The sequence below is a fragment of the Bradyrhizobium shewense genome (assembly GCF_900094605.1).
Taxonomy (GTDB): domain Bacteria; phylum Pseudomonadota; class Alphaproteobacteria; order Rhizobiales; family Xanthobacteraceae; genus Bradyrhizobium; species Bradyrhizobium shewense.
Window position 1 is genome coordinate 155,392 of sequence record NZ_FMAI01000016.1, and the last position, 19,254, is coordinate 174,645.

Below are 19,254 nucleotides of genomic sequence, written 5' to 3' on the forward strand. Positions count from 1 at the left end.
TATGGGACTCGCAAACACTAACAGCCTCTAACAACCGATAACGAGCAAATTGCGCCACCTGTGCCAAGTTAGCTTCGCAACAATGATGAATGCATCCTGGAGCGCCACATGGAGATGCAATCAGAGCAGCCGGCGGCCGCAGGCCGCTATGAGCAGTGGCCGCACCGTGGCGTTTGGGATCGAGACTGTCCGGGCAAGCTGCTGCTGTCTTCGACGGATCGGGGCTGGTCCGGCCTGTCGGCCGAATTGTGCACTGCTAGAAGAGGGGTTGGCCCGTGGAGGAGTCCACCATCCGATATCCGGATTTGCGTCGCCACCCGGAGCAATCAAACGATTCTTACGCGGCGGGCCCCGGGCATCGAAAGTCAGATAGTCGCCGAGCGAGGTACGGTTTGGCTCTCTCCGCCCGGCTTGCAGGAGGGTGCGGTCGATTTCGCTGAAGATCTGCCCGAATTCTTGCACATCTATCTTCCGCTAAGCCACTTCTCGTCGAGCAATTTCGATACCGAGACCGGTGAATCGGTAATCTACGCTCTAAATTACGAAACGGCTTTCGAAGATCCGCTGCTGGCCGAGATCGGATTTGCCGTCGCCTCCGAGCTAAAGATTGAAACTTCCGCCGGTAGTCTATTCGTCGAATCCCTCGCATCCAGTCTGGCGGCGAGGTTGCTTCAAAAGCGGACCAGCGCATCGCGCACTCAACTTTTTCCTCGTCGTGCTCACCATGGGCTCGATCAGCGCAGACTCTTTCGTGTGCTGGACTACATTGATGCGAACCTGGAGGGTGACCTCAGCCTTGAATGTATGGCGAGGATCGCGTGTCTAAGCAGATACCATTTTGCGCGAGCCTTTCGACAAGCCGTCGGAGAATCTCCCCATCGCTACGTCAGTGCCAAGCGCCTGAAGCGGGCGAAAGCCCTGTTGATACGTGGCGACCGGCCCTTGGTAGACATCGCGTTGACGCTCAACTTTTCCAGCCAAGCCAATTTCACGCGAGCCTTCAAGCAGGCGACCGGGCAGGCGCCAGGTCAATATCGTCAGACGGCGGGATCACAAGCATCCAAATCCTTTCTGAGGGACGTCAGGCATTCGCTTTCGGTTTTTGCCTGAGCCTGCGTATCGTTTGCGAGCCAGCCGGCAGCAACAAATGACAAGACGAGAGCACGCGATGCAAAGCCCGCGGGCCGTCATCCGGCTATCTTCGCCGGGTTAAGTCATTCATTGAAAGGCTGCTCGACGTGCCGATACGTCAATACTTCGTGTGGGTGGGAGGCGCCCTCCTCGTGTTGCTGTTTGCGGCCGACTGGCTGCTCCCAGCGCCTCCTGCCTATTCACATTCCGCGGTCGCTCCGAGCGAACGGGCCAACCTGCGCATCACTTCGGACCAAAAATGGCCGGAGCGGGTAGTGTTCGACACCGCTCACGCGCCAGTGACACACATTGCTGAGTCTGGCCTCGCGCCGGACCTCGTCCCCGAAGTCTTTCCCCAGACCTCTCGGCGCAGCCCACGCGATGCGTTCGCTGCGGTGGAAGAAGCTGCGGCCGCTACTCCGACAGCAAGAAATGAAAATACATCGGCAATCCGTGCAAAGCCGCAGCAGCCCAGAACCCTTATGACGAGTACAGCCAAGATCCATTGATCGAGAACCGACATGAATGACGCTTTGTGCCTCGCCGTGTTCGCTGGCAAAATCCTGTGCCTCGTGATGTTCGTCGCGTTTCTGAAACCGGACGTCATCGGCGTGATGCAGACGTCGGCTCCTCCAGCTGACTGCGGAGCGGAACGCCCAGCACTGCAGGAATGCGTTTCGAACGTATTTGCAACAGCGTCGCTGGCTGACGCGAAGTCATGCATCGCACATAGAAATACCGCTCACTGCTGACGCAACGGTACGCCGACGCCATGACCCAAGCTGCCTCATTCCGGGACCGACACGCCGCCCTCATCTTTGCGCTGCGGACTTTTGCAGCGGCGATGCTGGCGTTTTCGGTCGCGTTGCTGCTGGACATGCCGCGTCCTTATTGGGCCATGGCGTCAGTCTACATCACCTCGAACCTATTTACGGGAGCGACCACCTCCAAGGCCGTCTACCGCATTTTGGGCACGCTGATTGGCGCGGCGGGGACCATCGTGCTCGTCCCGAACCTAGTCAATGCGCCGGAACTGCTCAGCCTCTGCATTGCGCTGTGGGTTGGCATCTGCCTGTATCTCTCGCTGATCGACGGTACCCCCCGCAGCTACGTATTCATGCTGGCCGGCTACACCGTGGCGCTGCTCGGGTTTCCCATCGTCTCGACGCCGCAGTCGGCCTTCGACATCGTGGTTTCCCGCGTGCAGGAGATCACCCTCGGAATCGTCTGCGCGAGCGTCGTCGCGATGCTCGTGCTGCCGCGCAGCGTCGCCTCTGCAGTCACCGCACAAACCGATGCATGGCTCGCCGGCGCGCGCCGGCTCGCTGCAGACGTCCTGACGGGCCGCGGCAGCGATCGGGAGCGTGACAGCGAACGCATACGCCTCGCCGCAGCGGCCTCCGAAATCGACCAGCTAGGACGCCATCTCGGCTATGAGGCAGCCACTTCCACGAATATCGGGCGAGGGCTGCAATTCCTCCGGCAGCACATGCTGTCGCTGCTGCCCCTGCTCGGATCGATCGAAGATCGCAAGCTGCCTTTCAGCTCGCATGAAGAGGCGACTGCGCGGGTCGCCCGCATGTGCACAAGGATAGCGGCATGGCTCGAAGCGGGCGGGCGCGATGGACAGGAAGCAAGCGCGTTGCGCGCAGCACTCGATGACGTACGACCGGCACCGAGCGTGGATGCTGACTGGATCGAGATCACGATCTTTGGTCTCGTTGCGCGGCTCCGCAACCTCATCGACGTTATGCAGGATTGTCAACTTCTGCGCGAGGCCATCTCCGAGGGGCGCAATCTCGAATCGCTTCCTCTCGTCTTCTCTCATGGCGCCGCGGCTGTTGCCGTCCCGCATCGCGACTACTGGTCCGCGCTCCAGGCGGCCGGGTCCGTAGCCCTTGCGGTGCTGTGCTGCAGTTGCTTCTCCATTGCGACCGGCTGGTCGGACGGGGTCGCCGCACCGCTTTTCGCAGCTGTCGTCGGCAGCTTTCTCGCGGGAGCGGACGATCCGCTTCCGGCGTTTCGCAACTTCTACGGACTATTCCTCGTCGTGATCGCCGTCCATGGCATCTACCTGTTTGGCGTGTTGCCGCGGATTACGACTCTCGAGGTGCTCATCGTCGCACTGATGCCGCCATTCGTGCTGTTCGGCTGGATGGCTGCGCGGCCCACGACCGCACGCCTTGGCGCCATACTTGCCATCTATCTCTCGGTGCAACTAGCATTGACCGAGACCTATTCGGCCGATTTTATCACTTATGCCAACTCCAGCGTTGCGCTGATGCTGGGTGTAGCGCTGACCGGCGTGACCTGCGGCGTCGTTCGCATGGCCGGAGCCGACTGGATCGCAAAGCGATTGCTACAAAGCAATTGGACCACGCTTGCATCAGTCGCCGAGCGCACCTCGGATCAAGATCCCTTTGCGCTTGCCAGTCTCATGCAGCATCGCTTGGCCCTGCTTGCTGCGCGCATCACCATCGTTCCGGCCGATGCAAGGAGCGGCGCCGCCAATCTTCGCCAACTTCGGACGGCGCTCAACATTCTCGGCGTGAGGCGCTCCAGCCTGGGGCTGTCACGCTGCGCAAGAGCGGCAACCGAAGCGTTCTTCGCTCGTCTTGCTCCGATTTGCAGGACCCACACGGCGGGACCGCTCTCCCATGACCTGGTGGGACAGCTCGACGGCGCAATCGCATTGACGTTGCAGGAACCCACGAGCGAAGCTCGCGATCATGTGCTGGTCGGTCTCACCGGCGTTCGTTCCGGGCTCTTTCCGGAGTCGCCGGCCTATCAACCGCAGCAAACCGAACCTGGGACGATCGCCGCATGAATTACCAACTTGACCTATTCGGCGTACTCGTTCCGACGCTCCTGCTCTGGAGTGTGGTTGCCTACGCGCTTGCGCGCCTCGTCAGCAAGCAGATTGCGCGTATCGGCCTCTATCGATGGATCTGGCATCCCGCGCTCTTCGATTTCGCGCTTTTCATCTGCCTGGTCACCGGCCTGGTCTTAGGCTCCACGGAGTTATTCTCATGACAGCACCCGTTTCACTCCAGAAAGCCCTATGGCGCGGGTTCACGATGAAGTGCCCGAACTGCGGTCAAGGCCGCTTGTTTGGCGCCTTTCTCAAGGTGGCCGACAACTGCGAAGTTTGCGGTGAAGATTACACGCCGCAACGCGCCGACGACCTTCCAGCCTATCTTGTGATCGCGATCGTCGGCCACCTCGTCGTGTCAGGGCTTCTTGCCGTCGAGATGACCTATTCACCTCCGGCCTGGCTTCAACTGCTGATCTGGCTCCCCGTCACCGGGCTTTCGGCTCTCTTTCTCCTGCAGCCCGTGAAGGGGACAATTGTTGGCCTGCAATGGCAGACCGGAATGCACGGCTTCGAGGCCGCCAGAAGCCGCCGGGTCAATCAAGATCGCGTTGCAGCCACGCCTGTGCCGAACCTCATCTCCAAGGAGTTGGTGCCATGAAAGCCGTTCTGAACCCGCTGCGTCGCTTCGCACTGACCGGTGCCGTTGTGCTGGTCGCACTTTGGGCCGGTTACAAGCTGTGGGATTACTACTTTGATGCACCCTGGACCCGTGACGGACATGTGCGAGCCGACGTGGTGCCCGTGGCTCCGGATGTTTCCGGCTTTGTGAGCGAGGTTCTGGTTCGGGACAATCAGCAAGTAGAAAAGGGCGACGTGCTCTTCCGGATCGACCGGGCGCGCTATGAGATCGCGCTCAAGCAGGCAGAGGCGGTACAGGAAGGCAAGCGCGCTATGCTCGACAATGCCGATGCCGATCTGAAGCGCTATAGTGCGCTGACGCCCGGCGTCGTGGTTTCCACGCAGCGGATGGACCAGGTCGTCGCGATCCAAGGCTCGGCCCAGGCGGCCTATGACCAGGCCGTCGCGGATGTTGCCCTTGCGAAGCTCAACATCGAACGCAGCGAGGTGCGGGCCTCGGTCAGCGGCATTGTCACCAACAACGAGCTGCGTCCGGGCGCCTATCTCACCCCCGGAAAGGGCGTGATGGCGCTGCTCGATAGTGACACGCTGCACGTCCAGGGCTACTTCGAAGAAACCAAGCTGCAGCGCATCCATGTCGGCGATCCCGTCAACGTGCGTCTGATGGGAAGCGGCCGTGCGTTGCTGGGCAAGGTCGAGAGCGTTGCAGCCGGTATCGAAGATCGCGATCGCAGCAACGGCTCGACCCTGCTCGCCAACGTCAACCCGACCTTCAACTGGGTGCGTCTGGCGCAACGCGTCCCGGTCCGGATCGCGCTCGACGGCACCGAGCGAAACGAACTCGTTGCGGGGGCCACTGCGACCGTCGAGGTGCTCGGCTCCGGATCACGCAGCCTTCCGGCTGAAGCCCAAAATGGACATGTGGTCACCCAGCCCTCCAGGTGCCACATGGCTCGAAGCACCATCGCAGCCGCCCCCTCGTGCGGCTGAAGCTGATCAGATAAAAGGCTCTGTCAAAATGTTGGTAGCGTTTCTGACAATACTGAGCACCGGTATTTTCACGGCCCATATTCTCGAAGCGCTGCACACGAGGCTGGTGTCGGTACACACTCGCGAACGTAACATGGCCGATCGGAGGCGATAGCCGGATGCCGCTTCCGCTTCGCGAAGGCTGCATCAATCAGGCTGGGCCTTTCCCGCAGTCAGTTTCGTGCACTTGGGGTACGTACGAGATGCTCAACCAAGCCTCTGTTTCGACTTTACGCCTCGCCTGGCGAGGTCTGCGACTGAACATGATCCACGACTCCGGCATCCTAAACGCCACTTGCGGCCGTCGGTTGCGGATATGCAATTGTTGAGTCTTGTGTTCGGAAATGTGTATTTAGCCCGAGCGAATTTGCAGGAGATGGCCGGGGCCATCGGGATTCCAGATCAGTTCCGGGTCGGGGCAAGTAATCCAGCTCATGCAGACGTTGAGGGCGCGACGTGTAGTCGAGCATCTTTGTCTCCCGTTGCTGCGGCCCACGCTCATCGCGGCCGTCGGGAGAATTTTTGGCCGGCAGGTAGAGCGGCCAGGCATAGGTGGGTCCGCGTGCTCTCGTCGCGTGGATGCCCTTGCCGGGCTGCGCTGCTGGCCTATTCATCCGACCTCACGCCGGGGTGGGTGTTTGCCTAACGGGAGTTGTGCTCGCCAAAGCGACTGAACAGATTTCTGGACAATTGCGGCATCGATCACCCCGATAAGGTGGTCCATTCCCTGCGTCATCGGGCCCAGGATCGCCTGCGCGCCGCTGGCTGCCCGCAAGACTTTCGGTGGGCGCTGCTTGGACACGAAAAGAAGACGGTCGCCGAAGGCTACGGCGAGGGATTCCCGGTGTCATTGCTTCGCAAGTGGATCGATCGGATCGGCGCATAGCAAAGGTCTTGGACCTCCGATCTCCTTATTCGTTGACTGATTGTCCTGTTAAAACAACGACCTGACCTTCGCGCCAGGGGCGATTACCGATAACGACATTCGCTTGAGGTAGCCATTTAAGGTGATTGAGCCCGCATGATGCGTAGGCACTGCCCTCTGAAGGCAAGGGTGACACGTTCGAATCGTGTCGGCGCGCCATCACGTTCCTGAACGATACGGGAATCCGGGCCGCGGCATTATGCCACTACTATTTGCTCGCGACCTGCCCGGATCCGCTTCCACGCCTCGATCGGCCCCGTTGACGTCGGGTATCGGCAATTGTTCGACGAACCAGCTTTTTGGCGCCCGCGCGAGCCTGCTCTTGCTCGCGCTTAAGTTGCAGTCGCCCGAACCAACCTTTGGTTGCGATCTTCGGCGCCCCCCACTATCATTCCCGGATATTAGAGTGATGGTGAGTTATTATGGCGATAAATTATTCTCCGCTGACCATCAATCGCCATCTCGATGCGCGCCTCCGCAGCATTCAGACGTCGGCTATCCAGGGCGACGCCGCGCGCCAGGAACTCGGCGGGCTGCTGCAGCACGCCTTACAGCTGGAAATTGCGACCATCCCGACCTATCTGTCGGCGGTTTTCAGCCTAACGACGGCAAATACCAAGGTCTCCGAGTTGATCCTTCGGGCGGCCATTGAAGAGATGCTTCATATGACCGCGGTGGCCAATCTCATGAACGCCATCGGCATCGCACCCGACATCGTGGCCGCGGTGCCCGACTATCCCTGCCAGCTGACCATTCTTGACCCGCCGCTCAAACTCGATCTCCGTTCCTTTTCGCTCGATCTGGTCAAAGATCTTTTCATGCAAATCGAAACGCCGGAGGATCCAGTCCATTATCCGACGGCGCTCGTCGCAGGTCGGCCCAGAACGATCGGGCAATTCTATGAGGGCATCATCGAGATCATCGATCGCGACACCATTCCCGGCTTGTTCGATAACGCCACGCGCGACGCGTACAAGCAAAGGGAGGTCGTTCCGAATTTCAGGCCGATCGCTTATCTCAGCAACCAGGACACCGACACCTACCCGCTGAAGAACGACATCAACTTCAGGATCACGGGCAAGGCATCCGCCGTCCGGCATCTGCGCTGGGTCGTCGGTCAGGGGGAGGGCACGGCCCCCTTCAACCCGCTCACCGCCGAGGGCATTCCCGCACACTTCTACCGGTTCGAGTCGATCATCAAGCAGCGTTTTCTCGTCAAGGACGAACGGGTCAAGACACTCGGATATTCCTTTTCGGGCGGCGATCTGCCGTTTGACGAGGCCGGCGTGCACGAATTCCGCACCAACGCCAAAACCGCGGACTTTGACGCTTATCCGACCGTCAGTCGGCAGATGACGCGTTTCAACGGTTACTACGCCAGCATGATCAACGCGTTGCAGCAGGCTTTCAACTGCCCGGCTCCCGATCAGCAAGCCCAGGCAAAGGCGGCCTATGACGACGCGATGGCAACCATGCAGACCATGCCCAATGTGGCCTCGGCCATCATTCAAAGCGCCCAGCAGAAAGGTGTAAAGGCCGGCATCCCATTCGAGTTTCCCAAGCCGCCGCCGATCTCCTGACGGCATCCATAACTACGCGTCCCCAAACCGGAGGTATGAATCCATGGCATTCCCAGACGATCTGACAGGTGTCGCAGCCTTCAAGATTCATCCGGCCATCGGCTGTGCCCGGCTCGCCAGCAACACGGATTATTACGAATTCTTCGATCACGAGAAAAAGCGGCAGACCGACCCGCAAAGCGTAACATACATGTCGCTGCGTGACGGCAAACACTGGATCATGCGGCAGGCGGTGAGGTTCAGGATTTTCGCGTACGACGACCAGGGCCGCGAGATCGGGGAATTGACGGGCGATGTCATGACCAGGCTCGGGCTGCGCGCGACCTGGACCGCGAATGTAGCCAATCGGAAGCTCAACGTTTGGTCCCAAGGAGCAACGCCCGCGGTCGAGGCGGAGGCTTCCGCCACCGCAGGTGAAAGCAAGCGGCTCGAGGGCGACAATCCCTGGCGCCCGGGGGGCAAGGTCTGGCTCGGCGACATCACGGGCGATGGCCTGTTCATCCCGCCGATGGGAGGGGCATATCGCAAGACTGACAACACCTCTATTCCACCCTACGGCAACCACAGGAAGGACAATGGCATCCTAGACACCACATCCGATGGCTCGATCAATGTCAGCCTGGCCGGCGCCGACGACATTCCGATCGTGCCCGCTTGCGTCATCGTCGCGCCGCAGGATCACTCACCCGATGTGGGCCCGGGCCAGATCGACAATTTCCAGAACAAGGATTTCGTGAAGGAGACGAGGACGCTTCTGAACATACCACAGAACGCCAGCCTTACCGGCACCGGCTACGCCATGGACATCGCGATGATGAAAACCATGAATGCCGATTACAACCCGGGCATGGAAATCTGCCTCGACGGCGGACCGGCGTTGCCCAATCCGGCCAACGCGTTCTTTACGCGGGGACAAGCACACATTGATGCCAACGAGATCCGGCCGAGCTATGCGACCGCAAAGCCGGGCCAGTTGACCGCGGGACTCTGCTCGGCCTGGCAGACCGATCTGAGCGCCTGCCTGAACTACTGGACGTCGACCTATCCCAGTGATATGTCATTCACCGCCGCGCCGAACACGCGGGTTCTCGCGCGAAAGCAATTTGCCGCCGCCGGCCCGCGCATCAACGACCCCGACTGGCTCAACGCGAATATCGACATGATGGAAATCGCCCGCGACGTCGAGGGTGACATCAACTTCCTGCACGGCACTGAGCGAGACGCCAATGACACCGCCGGCGACGTGCCGGTGGCGCCGTTCCCGGTGGAGGCCGAGAAGCTGCCGCCGGAGACATCGTGATGGCGACCGCCAGTCCCGTCGAGGAGATCGATCGCCACGCTCACACGCGGCCGCGCTCGGCAAAGCTCCATCTCTTCGAGAGCGAGGCGGGGCACTTCGCCCTCGATGTCGAGAGCGGAAATATCCATCCGCTGCCCGCGAGGCATGCCAACGTCCTGGACGCAACGTTGCGTCTGGGCGATCCCGGTCGCGCCGAGTTGACGGCTCTCGCGTTCGGTATCGTGACCCCGGCGGCGATGCCGGCCGCCGCGCCGGCAAGCGTGCCGGTTAAGGCAATATCGCTCGCGGTTGCGCAGACGTGCAACCTCGGCTGCACCTATTGCTATGCTCAGCAGGGAACATTCGGTGGGACGGCAGGTAGCATGCCCCCCGATGTGGCGAGGGCCGCGATCGACCGGCTGGTTGGAGAGGCCGCTTCAGGCGAAAGCCTGACCCTGGCGTTCATGGGCGGAGAGCCGCTGGTCAACCGGAATACGCTGCACGCGTCGACCCGTTATGCCGCTTCCGCTGCCGCCGCGCGCGGCGTCCGCATCGGCTTCACCATGACGACCAATGCCACCTTGCTGAACCACGAGGACATCGCGCTTTTCGAGGAATACGGCTTTACGCTGACGGTCAGCCTGGACGGCTTGGAGGCAACGCATGACAGCCTGCGGCCGTTCCGCTCGGGCAAGGGCAGTTTCGAGCAAGTGGCAAGGAACGTGAAAGCCCTGTTTGTCGCGGAGCGGCGGCGCTATCGCGTCTTGGCGCGCGTCACCGTGACGCCGAAGAACCTGGACCTCCCCGAGATTATGTCGGGCCTGCTGGATATGGGTTTCGACGCCATCATGTTTTCGCCCATGGTCAGCGCGCCCAGCGGCAAGGACGAGATGGACGCGGCTGACCTCGATCGGCTGCTCGAGCAATTGATCAGGTGTGGCGACATTTTTCGTGAGAGCTTGCGACAGGGCCGCATCCTACCGTTCTCGAACGTCACCACGACCCTTCAGCGCATCCATTTCCAGCAGCGGGAACAGTATCCCTGCGGCGCCGGCCGCGGATATATGGGCGTGTCGGCGGAAGGCGGACTGTATGCCTGCCACCGCTTCGTCAATGACGAAGATGGCCTGATGGGCGATGTATTCACCGGCGTGGATCAGAGCAGGCAGTCCAACTGGCTCGATAGCCGCCACCTTCAGAAGCAATCTCCCTGCAGCACGTGCTGGGCGCGCTACCTCTGCTCCGGAAGCTGCCACTACGAGTCGATCAAGCGCGGGCGCCCGGCCTGCGACTACATTCGCGGGTGGTTGAATTACTGCCTCGTCCTTTACACCGAACTGTTGCGGTCGAATCCAGACAGCTTGGAGCGTATCCTGACGGTCCATTGATTTCTCTTGCTGCGGACGAAGCATGGAATTTGCCGCCGAGCATGATGTCGTGATCCTGGGCGCGGGGCCGGCGGGAGCCTCGGCCGCCATCCGGCTCGCGCAAATGGGCCTCGACGTCGGGCTGATCGAGCGCCTTCACTTTCCGCGCAGCCATGTCGGCATTTGCATATCGGATGAAACGGTCGCACTCATCGATTACCTCGGCCTTTCCCGCGAGTTCGAGAGCGCGCAATTCTGGCGGCGCCATCTCACGGCCGTGAGGTGGGGAGACCCAGAGGCAAGACTCGTTCCGCAACAGGGATACCATGTGGATCGCGCCGTGCTCGACGAACTCATGTTGGGCCGATCACGTTCGGTGGGCGTGAGGATCTATCAGCCGGCCCAGGTCCAGGAGGTGAAGAGGCTGGAGGATTTTGGCTGGGGCGTAACGATCGCTGCGAACGAACGACAACAGCGCCTGAAGGCGCAATTCATCGTCGATGCAGCCGGACGGCGCCCGGCCATATCAGGCGCTCGCATCAAGGACGGTCCGCCGCTGGTATCGATCCATGCGAACTGGGCGCTTACAGGGATTATCGCGTTCGACGGATTGATCGAAGCCGGGAGGGATGCCTGGCTCTGGTACGCCCGGACGGCGCACAATCAGGCGGTGGTATCTGTCTTCTGCGATCCGCGCAGCCTCAGAGCAGACAAGGCAGACGGCATGCAAGCGCAGTACGCCAGCGTGCTTCGGCAATTCCGCGCCTTGCGGCCGGAGCAATTGGGGGAACAAAGTTCCGCTCCGCAAGTCTGCGATGCCACCAGTCACCACGCCGAGGATCCCGTCGGCGATCGTTACATCCGGCTCGGGGATGCGTGTTTCAGCGTCGACCCGCTGTCATCACAAGGCGTCCATCTGGCGTTGCAGTCGGGCCTGCAAGGCTCAATTGTCGTCAACACCATCCTGCGCAAGTCGGAAAACACCGAAGCAGCCCGGCGGTTCTTCTTCATGCGCACCGGCGAACGGATCGGTCGTTACACAGGCAGGACGAGGCAGGAATATGCGCGGGTCGCGGCCATTTATCCGAACGCATTCTGGCGCGCGCGTGCCGGCGATGCCTCCGCAGCAATGGCCGAAGGCGGCGCCGATACATCCGTGGAATCGCCGCCGCGCGCAGCATCCGACCAGGTCGCCGTGTCGCACCATGTCTCGCTCGGCGCAGCGCCTGTGATCGATGGCGTCTTCGTGCAGGTCCGGCAGGTCGTCAGGCACCCCAATATCGACGGTGACGTTGCGTACGTCGAGGGTGTCGATCTGGCTCGCTTGCTTTCAGCTCTGCCGCAGCGGTTCGCCTATTGCGACATTCCGAACTTGTGGCGAGACCACGTTCCGTCGGCTACCGGCGACAGGATCGCGTCATGGCTATGGAGCAAGCACGTCCTCGTGCGCGCCGTCTGAGAACTGCAACTCACCGCGCAACGTCCGCGATCTGCTCGTCAAGCGCCGCGCGCCAGGCAGCATCCGTAGGCTCCCCCTCGCCGATCGATGCCGGGATCGCGCTGACCAGACCCGGTTTCCAGAAAAGTAACAAGCAGAGCAAGCTCGACGAAGTGAAGCGAGCACCTTGCCTTCCGAAAGGTTATCCATCCCAGCCGCAGCAGATCACTCAGGAGACAGTTGCATATCGCTTTAGCGTGTATTATACTGCTATACTTCATTCAAATTGTGCAGCGCGGAAGCCCCAAGGCTTCGCCCAATATTGTAAATTGCATCTCGAAACTTCCGGCTAACGAAATAGCGTACCTTTTCTGCGGGCCAGAGAGGAACGGCTATGAAGCACCTCCGAGTTATCGGATTGCTCCTCACGATGACCTGCAACACAGCTGCAGGTGAGCCGAATACAACAATCATCGGATATTCGGATATGTGCGATGCATCGGCTGCAGCCGCCATATCAGCGGAAATGTTTATTGTCGCAAGCGATGAAAACAAGGTCTTGTGTCTCAAGAATTGCATGAAAGTCGACCGGAGAGCGCCAAGGCTTTGGAGCAATGTCTCCGATCCTTCACTAGGTAGAGCCACTACTCTTTAGCCTTCGATTTAGACCGATAAGACGAAGTCCATTCACATTAGGAGGGATTTATGGCTAAGCGATCGACACGCCGAACTGCCAGTGAGCAGGCTGAAGGTACGCCACGCCTCGGCACTGTGGTGCGCTTTACGCCGCAGGCGGCTCGCGCGGGTGTCAGACAACTCGAAGGAAGTGGTTTTCGCGTGGCATCATCGAAGGATTTCCGCTCAGCTAAAGCAGTGCCAAATGATTTCGATGGCGCTGATGTACAGTACTTTGAGCGCTTCGGAATCGCCATCGTCAGACGGGACGACGAACGGTTGAGGCCCATGGTGGAAAAGGCCATGCAGCAGAAAACCGTAAGCGGCGTTCGGCCCGAGCGGACGTATCGCGCTCTTGGTGCGGCCGGAATGCAACGCGCCGAGATTGCGCAAGCGTCATTCGCTGGCGTCGCCACATTGGATCAGGATTACCTCCGGGGCTACCGCGACGGCATTAATGAATTGGTTGATCGCCTGCTGGGCAGCAGCGACGTGGTGGAGGGAGAGCGGGCTGCCGTGCCGCGCGTTGACGAGACAACGGCCACGTGGGGACTGCAAGCGACCAGGGTCATCGGCAGCAGTCTGACGGGCGCCGGCATCAGGGTCGCGGTCCTCGACACCGGCTTTGATCACACTCACCAGGATTTCGTCGGTCGTGCCGTCACCAAGAAGCTGTTTGCGAGCCGTAGCAGCGACGATGATATGGTCGGCCATGGCACACACTGCATCGGTACCGCTTGCGGTCCGATGCGTCCGGCCACGGGCCCGCGCTACGGCATCGCCTACGAGGCGGAAATCTACGCTGGGAAAGTCCTAGGTGATGACGGCTTCGGCACCGATCGCTCGATCATCGCTGGCATGGATTGGGCGCTGGATCAGAACTGCCAAATCATTTCGATGTCGCTCGGCGCCGCGACGCGACTTGGAGACCAACCAAGCGACGATTACGAGCAGATCGGACAGGTCTGTCTGGACGCAGGGACACTGGTGATCGCTGCCGCCGGCAACGAAAGCGCACGTCCGCAGCGGATTGCCCCACTCGGTTCGCCGGCGAATGCGTCCACAATTATGGCGGTGGCGGCCGTGGATAATGCCTTCCGCATTGCATCGTTCTCGTGCGGAGGAATGAACCCCAGCCAGGAGGTGGACATTGCCGCACCTGGTGTTGCCATACTTTCGAGCTTACCTGGAAATAAGTATGATCGCTGGGATGGAACCAGCATGGCGACACCCCACGTAAGTGGGATTGCAGCTTTAATCGCGCAGTCCAATAATGCATTTCGAGGCTGGGCGTTATGGGCGCGCCTGCTCCAGATCTCCAGGCCGCTGCGGTTTCCGCCGCGTGACATTGGTAAAGGATTTGCCCAGGCGCCACCTTCGTGAGCCGCAAATCTAGGCGATGTATGCATGGTCGAAAAAGTTGACGTCACGATCCGAATAGAGAAGTCGGAGCAGAATCGAATGGACGAGATCGTCGACGCCCTCAAGGTCAGCGGGCTCGACGATGTCGAAAGCCATAAGCGGTTCATGATTGTCAACGGTAGCGTCAACCCGGATGGCCTTGACGAACTCCGTAAAGTGAAGGGCGTTGTGTCAGTTCATCAAGACAGCGCCTATAAGACGCAGAAGCGCTGAGAAGCACCCGCGTTGCGCTTCCCCCATGTTCGGGCTGCTCGACCACGTGTCGTGACGTAGCTGGGCGATTTCAGTGCTCAGCGTCGCCGGCGCCATTCGCGAATGCTAGCAGCGCGGCTGGATGCAGAACCGCGCCGATCCGCATGCCCGCGGGAGCGCATTCCAGATCGCTCGGACGGATCCGCCGGCCGGCATGTTCATCGAAATGGCTGCTGCCGCGTTCGCCAAGGTGCTGGACTCGATCAGCGATACCTGCCCTTTTCCCGTCGGCGGATTGAAGCTGACTTGGCACCGTTCTGAACGTCTGTATCGGTTTTGGCGGCTCTGAAGAACCGGCCTAGACAGCGGCAAACTCCGCCACTCGCAGGAAGGCCTCATCCAATTCCCGCGGGGTTCAGCCTCGCGATCGTCACGTCCCCGTCACCGGATAGGCGACATCGACGCACGCGTCGGTGCCCCCATCCTTCTTAATCACCGCTCCTCCACTCGCCGCCCAACGGACTTTAGCTGCGACGGCATCGGAACCAACAGATATCGCACTGAACTCCGTAAATGGCACTTTCGGATACGGCGCGGTGGGTCCCGTCCTGTAGGACTCCAAGGTCAGGACGCACTCGACCAACGCCGGAAGGTTCTCGGCGGTCAGTTGTGTTGAGGGATAACCGTCGAACTCGGTTGTGCAGCTGAACAGGCGATTATTTTGCGCCGCAAGCGTCATGCGCCCAGTCACGATGCTCGGTTCACAGTGCTGCCTGCGAGGCGCGAATTCAAGCGCAGCCGCGGGAAGCCCGCTGCGTTCATCGCCTACCCTGCACCGCAACCCTTTCGTCAAACTCCGAACTTGGGATCGCGCAGCGTGCGGTTCTCTCTTGCAGTCCGACGCAGCTCTGCTTAAAGTTGGCATATTTTAGTAATGCACTTTTTGGGAGTATTCGATAATGGCCAAGATTCCGCAATTTTCCGCGCCCGGCAATCTGAAGGATCTGAGCGCGCCGATGGCCGCGAGCTGGTCGACGAAGATCTCCGGGTTCATAGACACGGAAGTTGTAAGGCTCACGACCAATCACGGCCTGCAACCGCAATTCTATAACCCGTCCAAGCTCGACGTGTCAGGCAACCCGGCGCCAATCAACTGGCAGGGCTTTCCGCAAATCATCGAGCTCCAATACGGCGACAATCCACAGGAGATGTATCGCCAGGCGGAAATGCGGAACAACCAGGACGAATATCTCGAATGGGCCGTGATCAAACAAGGCGGCAAGATCACCAAGATAATGTTCACCTGCGAGGGCCCCGAATATTGGAGTCATGTGGCCAGCGACAAGGCGTTGCTGACCAAGCTCTACTCAGACATCGTTGGGCAACCGGTCCCACAATCGGAGCTTTTCACAGCAGGCGGAGCCTATCAGCCTCGCAACAAGTTCAACATGGCGCACGCGGTCCACCTGATCCAGCCAAACAATACGCTCACTGCGGAGATCAACATCGCAGCGCAAGCCACGATTATCCGCCAGCACGGCGGCCACGATCCAGTCACGGACCCCGGCGAGTTGATCAACTGCTCCCGCTTCGGCGATCCCGACCGGCATAGCGACCCGCACATTGGCGAAGTCGTGAATGGCGTGGCGCGGCAGGGCTGCTCGCTCACGCTCCAGGATCCGGTCGGCCTCTACATCGACGGGCTCCCACATCCCACCAACGACCTCGGCATCAAAAAGCCGGATGGCGGCGTGGTCGGTCCGGACTACTGGACACTGGCGCGCGGCGACCAGGATCATATCGTGCGTGCCGTATTCGCAGCGCCGGCAGGACAGCCGGCTGTCGGAGATCTCGAGATCGGCGGCAAGAAGATCGAGTTTGGCGGCCAGATCGTGAAGGCAGGCCCGGGGATGATGGTCAAATTGACTGGCATCGTCGGCAAGCCCGGAGTCTTTCACAACCCGAGCTTCCCGTGTCCCGGTCCCGTACTCGCGGCGCATGCAGTTGGGTTCGGCCCCTCCTCGATGGTTAGTCGTTCCTCGCGCAGGAGCTGATCCGTCATGGTCGCCGACGAGGTGCTGGAGCTGGATGATATCCAGGGCGGGATCATTCCCGGCTTCAAGAAGGACCACAGCCTCATTGTCGGGCTGTCGATCGAAGACGTCACCGGCTGCAAGGCTTGGTTGAAGGCGCAGGCCAATGAGGTGGCCCGCGCCACCGATGTGTTGCGCTTCAACCGCTTGTACAAGGCGATGCGCGCGCGACGCGGAAGCGAATCCGGCTTGCCAACCATCGTGTGGAAGAGCATCAGCTTTTCCTCCGCCGGCCTCGCGATGCTGCGCCCCAACGATGATGTCGCGAACAGTTTCGAAGACAAGTTCGTTGCGGGCATGTTCAACGACGTCCTGCAGGATCCCTCCCCCGCGAACTGGAAGTTCGGAGGAACCGCGCAGTCCGTGCCTCACATCCTGATCGTGCTGGCGGCGGACAAGCAGAGCGACCTCGATGCGGAGATGACGCGCCTAGTCAAGGAAATCGGCGAATCCGGCGGTGGTGGGGTTCCGGCATTGCGCATGTCGGGACCTGCGCAGCCCGGCGCGACGCTGCCGCCACCGCTCACCGGTCACGAGCAGTTCGGGTTCAAAGACGGTGTTTCGCAGCCGGCGATCCGAGGGTTGAGATCGTCAGACCCCACCGATTTCTTCGATGCGCGACGATTGGCGCCGAGCGATCCCCAATTCGATCTATTCGCCGAGCCTGGCCGGCGGCTGGTGTGGCCGGGTCAATTTCTGATCGGATACAACCGCGAGGATCCGAGGGATCCGCTCAAGCCACGACAACGCGCGCAGTTCAAACTGCCGTGGCAAAGAAACGGATCGTATCTCGTCTATCGCCGGCTGCAGCAGTTCGTGCACGAGTTCTGGAAATTTTGTCAGACCAGTGCAACCGCGCTCGCTGCTCAATCGGGTAAACCGATAACGAAGGAGTTTTTTGCGTCGCAGCTGGTCGGCCGCTGGCCGTCGGGCGCACCGCTCATGCGGGCGCCGACTGCCGACGACGACGATCTGGCCGATGACGATCTGAGCAACAACAATTTTGCCTTCACGAATCCGACTCCCGTGGTGAAGCTGAAGGACGGCACGACGGCCTCCAGCCGGTTTCCCGCGCCGCTGCCTGATCCCGACGGCAGAATCTGCCCGTTCGTGGGCCATATCCGAAAGGTGAATCCGCGCGACGATCCGGCCAATCCTAGCGGAGCGGGCGATACCCCACGTCGGCTGATGCTACGCCGCGGCATTCCGTACGGACCGCCCAAAGATCGAACGAAGCTATTCGATGATGATGGCGTCGACCGCGGCCTGTTGTTCATGGCTTATCAGGCGGCCATTACCGATCAATTCGATTTTGTGACCCAAACGTGGGCCAACCAAGCGAACTCTCCGCATGTCGGCAATCCGCCGAGCGGTCATGACCCGCTGATCGGCCAGAACGCGGCCGGCCGCTTCGTGCGCGTGCCGATCGACGGCAACGTCGACCATGACCAGCAACTAACGTTGCCGCAGAATCCCTGGGTGCTCATGACCGGGGGCGGCTACTTCTTCACGCCCTCGATCTCGGCTTTGACCGGCGCGTTGTCGGAAGCAACACCGCCATTGCCGGCGGTGGCCGCAGCCGGGCCGGCTCCAGCCCCGCCTGTCCCTGCGCCCGAGCCAGCCGCACCGGCTCCGAAACCACCGAAGAAAAAGCCGACGAAGAAAACGACGGCAGCGAAGACGGCGGCCAAAAAACCGGCGAAGGCCCGCAAGGGTGCAAAGCGCGCCGCGCCGAAAAAACGCAAAACGGGCCGGCGAGGCAAGACAGGCACGAGGACCCGGACATGACATTACCGCTCGCGGACGTCACCTGGATCCATGGAGCTGCCGATTGCACGCACTCCACCGATCCGCTCATTCAAGTGTACCAATACGACGCCGATACCTTCGTTTTGCGCGTCAGCAAGTGCTTCAGCTACGAGGGCAACTTCATCTATTTGCTGTTCGGCGACAACAAGGCCATCATGCTCGACACAGGTGGGCCGCCGAACCCGGTCACCCCATTCAATCACGGCAAAACGCTTCCTGTGCTCCAGACGGTTGACGCCATCGTCGCGCAGCGCAAGCTCGGCGGTGGGGTCGACGTCGACCTGATTGTCGCCCATACCCACAGCCATAACGACCATGCAGCATGGGACGGCGAGTTCAGCGGGCGTCCGCGGACCACCGTCGTCACCACGGTGCTGGCTGGTGTGAAGAGCTTCTTCGGATTGCCGAACTGGCCGGATGGCGAAGCCACGCTCGACCTGGGCAACCGGCGCCTGACGGTGTTCCCGATTCCCGGTCACGAGGCCGCACACATCGCCGTATATGATCCGCGCAACAAATGGCTGCTGACCGGCGACACGCTGTACCCGGGTCTGCTGACGATCGCCGACTGGAATGCCTATCGTGCGAGCGCCGCGCGGCTGGCACAGTTCGGGGATAAGCACGAGATTTCCGCCGTGCTCGGTGCTCATGTCGAGATGAAGAACGTGCCGCAGCAGCTTTACCCGATCGGGACGACGTTCCAGCCGCAGGGGCACGTGCTGCCGCTCACGGCGGTGCATATCCAGGAGCTGCACAAGGCGTGCGTGGCCATGGCCGGCAATCCGCACCAGGACGTTCATGACGATTTCATCATCGATGATCCGCAATGACGATGCCGCATGAGCACCATCACGAGCCGA

At 60.8% G+C, this 19,254-nt stretch carries 17 protein-coding genes; 16 read left to right on the forward strand and 1 reads right to left on the reverse strand.

Annotation, left to right across the window (positions count from 1 at the left end; translation table 11 throughout):
- The first annotated feature begins 108 nt into the window (after positions 1-108).
- The 13 genes from GA0061098_RS27650 to GA0061098_RS27715 all read left to right on the forward strand — a co-directional run bounded on the left by GA0061098_RS27650 (position 109) and on the right by GA0061098_RS27715 (position 14,841).
- Complete coding sequence (locus GA0061098_RS27650; protein WP_245323653.1) at positions 109-1,110, forward strand: helix-turn-helix domain-containing protein; 1,002 nt, start codon at positions 109-111, stop codon at positions 1,108-1,110.
- 542 nt (positions 1,111-1,652) lie between these two features.
- Positions 1,653-1,883: a hypothetical protein gene (locus tag GA0061098_RS27655; RefSeq protein WP_091964045.1), complete on the forward strand. Its 231-nt coding sequence runs from the start codon at positions 1,653-1,655 to the stop codon at positions 1,881-1,883.
- A 20-nt stretch (positions 1,884-1,903) separates the two neighbouring features.
- Entirely contained in the window at positions 1,904-3,958 is a 2,055-nt protein-coding gene (locus GA0061098_RS27660) for an FUSC family protein (protein ID WP_091964048.1), read from the forward strand.
- Positions 3,955-4,164, forward strand: coding sequence for a DUF1656 domain-containing protein (locus tag GA0061098_RS27665; protein ID WP_091964050.1), 210 nt, complete (start codon positions 3,955-3,957; stop codon positions 4,162-4,164). Before GA0061098_RS27660 ends, GA0061098_RS27665 begins: the two co-directional genes overlap by 4 nt.
- Positions 4,161-4,604, forward strand: a complete 444-nt coding sequence (locus GA0061098_RS27670) for a DUF983 domain-containing protein (protein ID WP_091964053.1) — start codon at positions 4,161-4,163, stop codon at positions 4,602-4,604. Before GA0061098_RS27665 ends, GA0061098_RS27670 begins: the two co-directional genes overlap by 4 nt.
- Positions 4,601-5,575, forward strand: a complete 975-nt coding sequence (locus tag GA0061098_RS27675; RefSeq protein ID WP_091964056.1) for an efflux RND transporter periplasmic adaptor subunit — start codon at positions 4,601-4,603, stop codon at positions 5,573-5,575. Before GA0061098_RS27670 ends, GA0061098_RS27675 begins: the two co-directional genes overlap by 4 nt.
- A 1,386-nt stretch (positions 5,576-6,961) precedes the next feature.
- Positions 6,962-8,119, forward strand: a complete 1,158-nt coding sequence (locus GA0061098_RS27685; RefSeq protein WP_091964062.1) for a ferritin-like domain-containing protein — start codon at positions 6,962-6,964, stop codon at positions 8,117-8,119.
- A gap of 43 nt (positions 8,120-8,162) precedes the next feature.
- Positions 8,163-9,419, forward strand: a complete 1,257-nt coding sequence (locus GA0061098_RS27690; protein ID WP_091964065.1) for a LodA/GoxA family CTQ-dependent oxidase — start codon at positions 8,163-8,165, stop codon at positions 9,417-9,419.
- Positions 9,419-10,786 (forward strand): radical SAM/SPASM domain-containing protein, encoded by a 1,368-nt coding sequence (locus GA0061098_RS27695; protein WP_091964067.1) that lies wholly within the window; start codon positions 9,419-9,421, stop codon positions 10,784-10,786. The genes GA0061098_RS27690 and GA0061098_RS27695 overlap by 1 nt, the downstream gene beginning before the upstream one ends.
- A 22-nt stretch (positions 10,787-10,808) precedes the next feature.
- Entirely contained in the window at positions 10,809-12,224 is a 1,416-nt protein-coding gene (qhpG, locus tag GA0061098_RS27700) for a flavin-dependent monooxygenase QhpG (RefSeq protein WP_091964069.1), read from the forward strand.
- Positions 12,225-12,908: 684 nt separating this feature from the next.
- Positions 12,909-14,261, forward strand: a complete 1,353-nt coding sequence (locus GA0061098_RS27705; RefSeq protein WP_091964072.1) for a S8 family peptidase — start codon at positions 12,909-12,911, stop codon at positions 14,259-14,261.
- A gap of 78 nt (positions 14,262-14,339) precedes the next feature.
- Positions 14,340-14,513: a hypothetical protein gene (locus tag GA0061098_RS27710; protein ID WP_245323655.1), complete on the forward strand. Its 174-nt coding sequence runs from the start codon at positions 14,340-14,342 to the stop codon at positions 14,511-14,513.
- A gap of 121 nt (positions 14,514-14,634) precedes the next feature.
- Complete coding sequence (locus tag GA0061098_RS27715) at positions 14,635-14,841, forward strand: hypothetical protein (protein WP_347337545.1); 207 nt, start codon at positions 14,635-14,637, stop codon at positions 14,839-14,841.
- Between the two features lie 81 nt (positions 14,842-14,922).
- Here the strand turns inward: GA0061098_RS27715 and GA0061098_RS27720 are convergent, their stop codons facing one another.
- Positions 14,923-15,231 (reverse strand): hypothetical protein, encoded by a 309-nt coding sequence (locus tag GA0061098_RS27720; protein ID WP_091964077.1) that lies wholly within the window; start codon positions 15,229-15,231, stop codon positions 14,923-14,925.
- A 220-nt stretch (positions 15,232-15,451) separates the two neighbouring features.
- On the opposite strand from GA0061098_RS27720, the gene GA0061098_RS27725 reads away from it, so the two are divergent.
- From GA0061098_RS27725 to GA0061098_RS27735, 3 genes are all read left to right on the forward strand, one after another.
- Positions 15,452-16,546 carry a hypothetical protein gene (locus GA0061098_RS27725; RefSeq protein ID WP_091964079.1) on the forward strand — a complete coding sequence of 365 codons (1,095 nt, stop codon included), beginning with the start codon at positions 15,452-15,454 and terminating at the stop codon, positions 16,544-16,546.
- 6 nt (positions 16,547-16,552) lie between these two features.
- Complete coding sequence (locus tag GA0061098_RS27730; protein ID WP_091964082.1) at positions 16,553-18,373, forward strand: Dyp-type peroxidase; 1,821 nt, start codon at positions 16,553-16,555, stop codon at positions 18,371-18,373.
- Between the two features lie 74 nt (positions 18,374-18,447).
- Positions 18,448-19,224 (forward strand): MBL fold metallo-hydrolase, encoded by a 777-nt coding sequence (locus GA0061098_RS27735; RefSeq protein WP_208610688.1) that lies wholly within the window; start codon positions 18,448-18,450, stop codon positions 19,222-19,224.
- Positions 19,225-19,254: the final 30 nt, after the last annotated feature.

Coding starts and splice junctions, on each gene's coding strand:
- GA0061098_RS27650 (WP_245323653.1), top strand. CDS start 109: ATGGAGATGCAATCAGAGCAGCCGGCGGCCGCAGGCCGCTATGAGCAG.
- GA0061098_RS27710 (WP_245323655.1), top strand. CDS start 14,340: ATGGACGAGATCGTCGACGCCCTCAAGGTCAGCGGGCTCGACGATGTC.
- GA0061098_RS27660 (WP_091964048.1), top strand. CDS start 1,904: ATGACCCAAGCTGCCTCATTCCGGGACCGACACGCCGCCCTCATCTTT.
- qhpG (WP_091964069.1), top strand. CDS start 10,809: ATGGAATTTGCCGCCGAGCATGATGTCGTGATCCTGGGCGCGGGGCCG.
- GA0061098_RS27695 (WP_091964067.1), top strand. CDS start 9,419: ATGGCGACCGCCAGTCCCGTCGAGGAGATCGATCGCCACGCTCACACG.
- GA0061098_RS27730 (WP_091964082.1), top strand. CDS start 16,553: ATGGTCGCCGACGAGGTGCTGGAGCTGGATGATATCCAGGGCGGGATC.
- GA0061098_RS27665 (WP_091964050.1), top strand. CDS start 3,955: ATGAATTACCAACTTGACCTATTCGGCGTACTCGTTCCGACGCTCCTG.
- GA0061098_RS27715 (WP_347337545.1), top strand. CDS start 14,635: ATGCAGAACCGCGCCGATCCGCATGCCCGCGGGAGCGCATTCCAGATC.
- GA0061098_RS27670 (WP_091964053.1), top strand. CDS start 4,161: ATGACAGCACCCGTTTCACTCCAGAAAGCCCTATGGCGCGGGTTCACG.
- GA0061098_RS27675 (WP_091964056.1), top strand. CDS start 4,601: ATGAAAGCCGTTCTGAACCCGCTGCGTCGCTTCGCACTGACCGGTGCC.
- GA0061098_RS27705 (WP_091964072.1), top strand. CDS start 12,909: ATGGCTAAGCGATCGACACGCCGAACTGCCAGTGAGCAGGCTGAAGGT.
- GA0061098_RS27720 (WP_091964077.1), bottom strand. CDS start 15,231: ATGACGCTTGCGGCGCAAAATAATCGCCTGTTCAGCTGCACAACCGAG.
- GA0061098_RS27685 (WP_091964062.1), top strand. CDS start 6,962: ATGGCGATAAATTATTCTCCGCTGACCATCAATCGCCATCTCGATGCG.
- GA0061098_RS27690 (WP_091964065.1), top strand. CDS start 8,163: ATGGCATTCCCAGACGATCTGACAGGTGTCGCAGCCTTCAAGATTCAT.
- GA0061098_RS27655 (WP_091964045.1), top strand. CDS start 1,653: ATGAATGACGCTTTGTGCCTCGCCGTGTTCGCTGGCAAAATCCTGTGC.
- GA0061098_RS27725 (WP_091964079.1), top strand. CDS start 15,452: ATGGCCAAGATTCCGCAATTTTCCGCGCCCGGCAATCTGAAGGATCTG.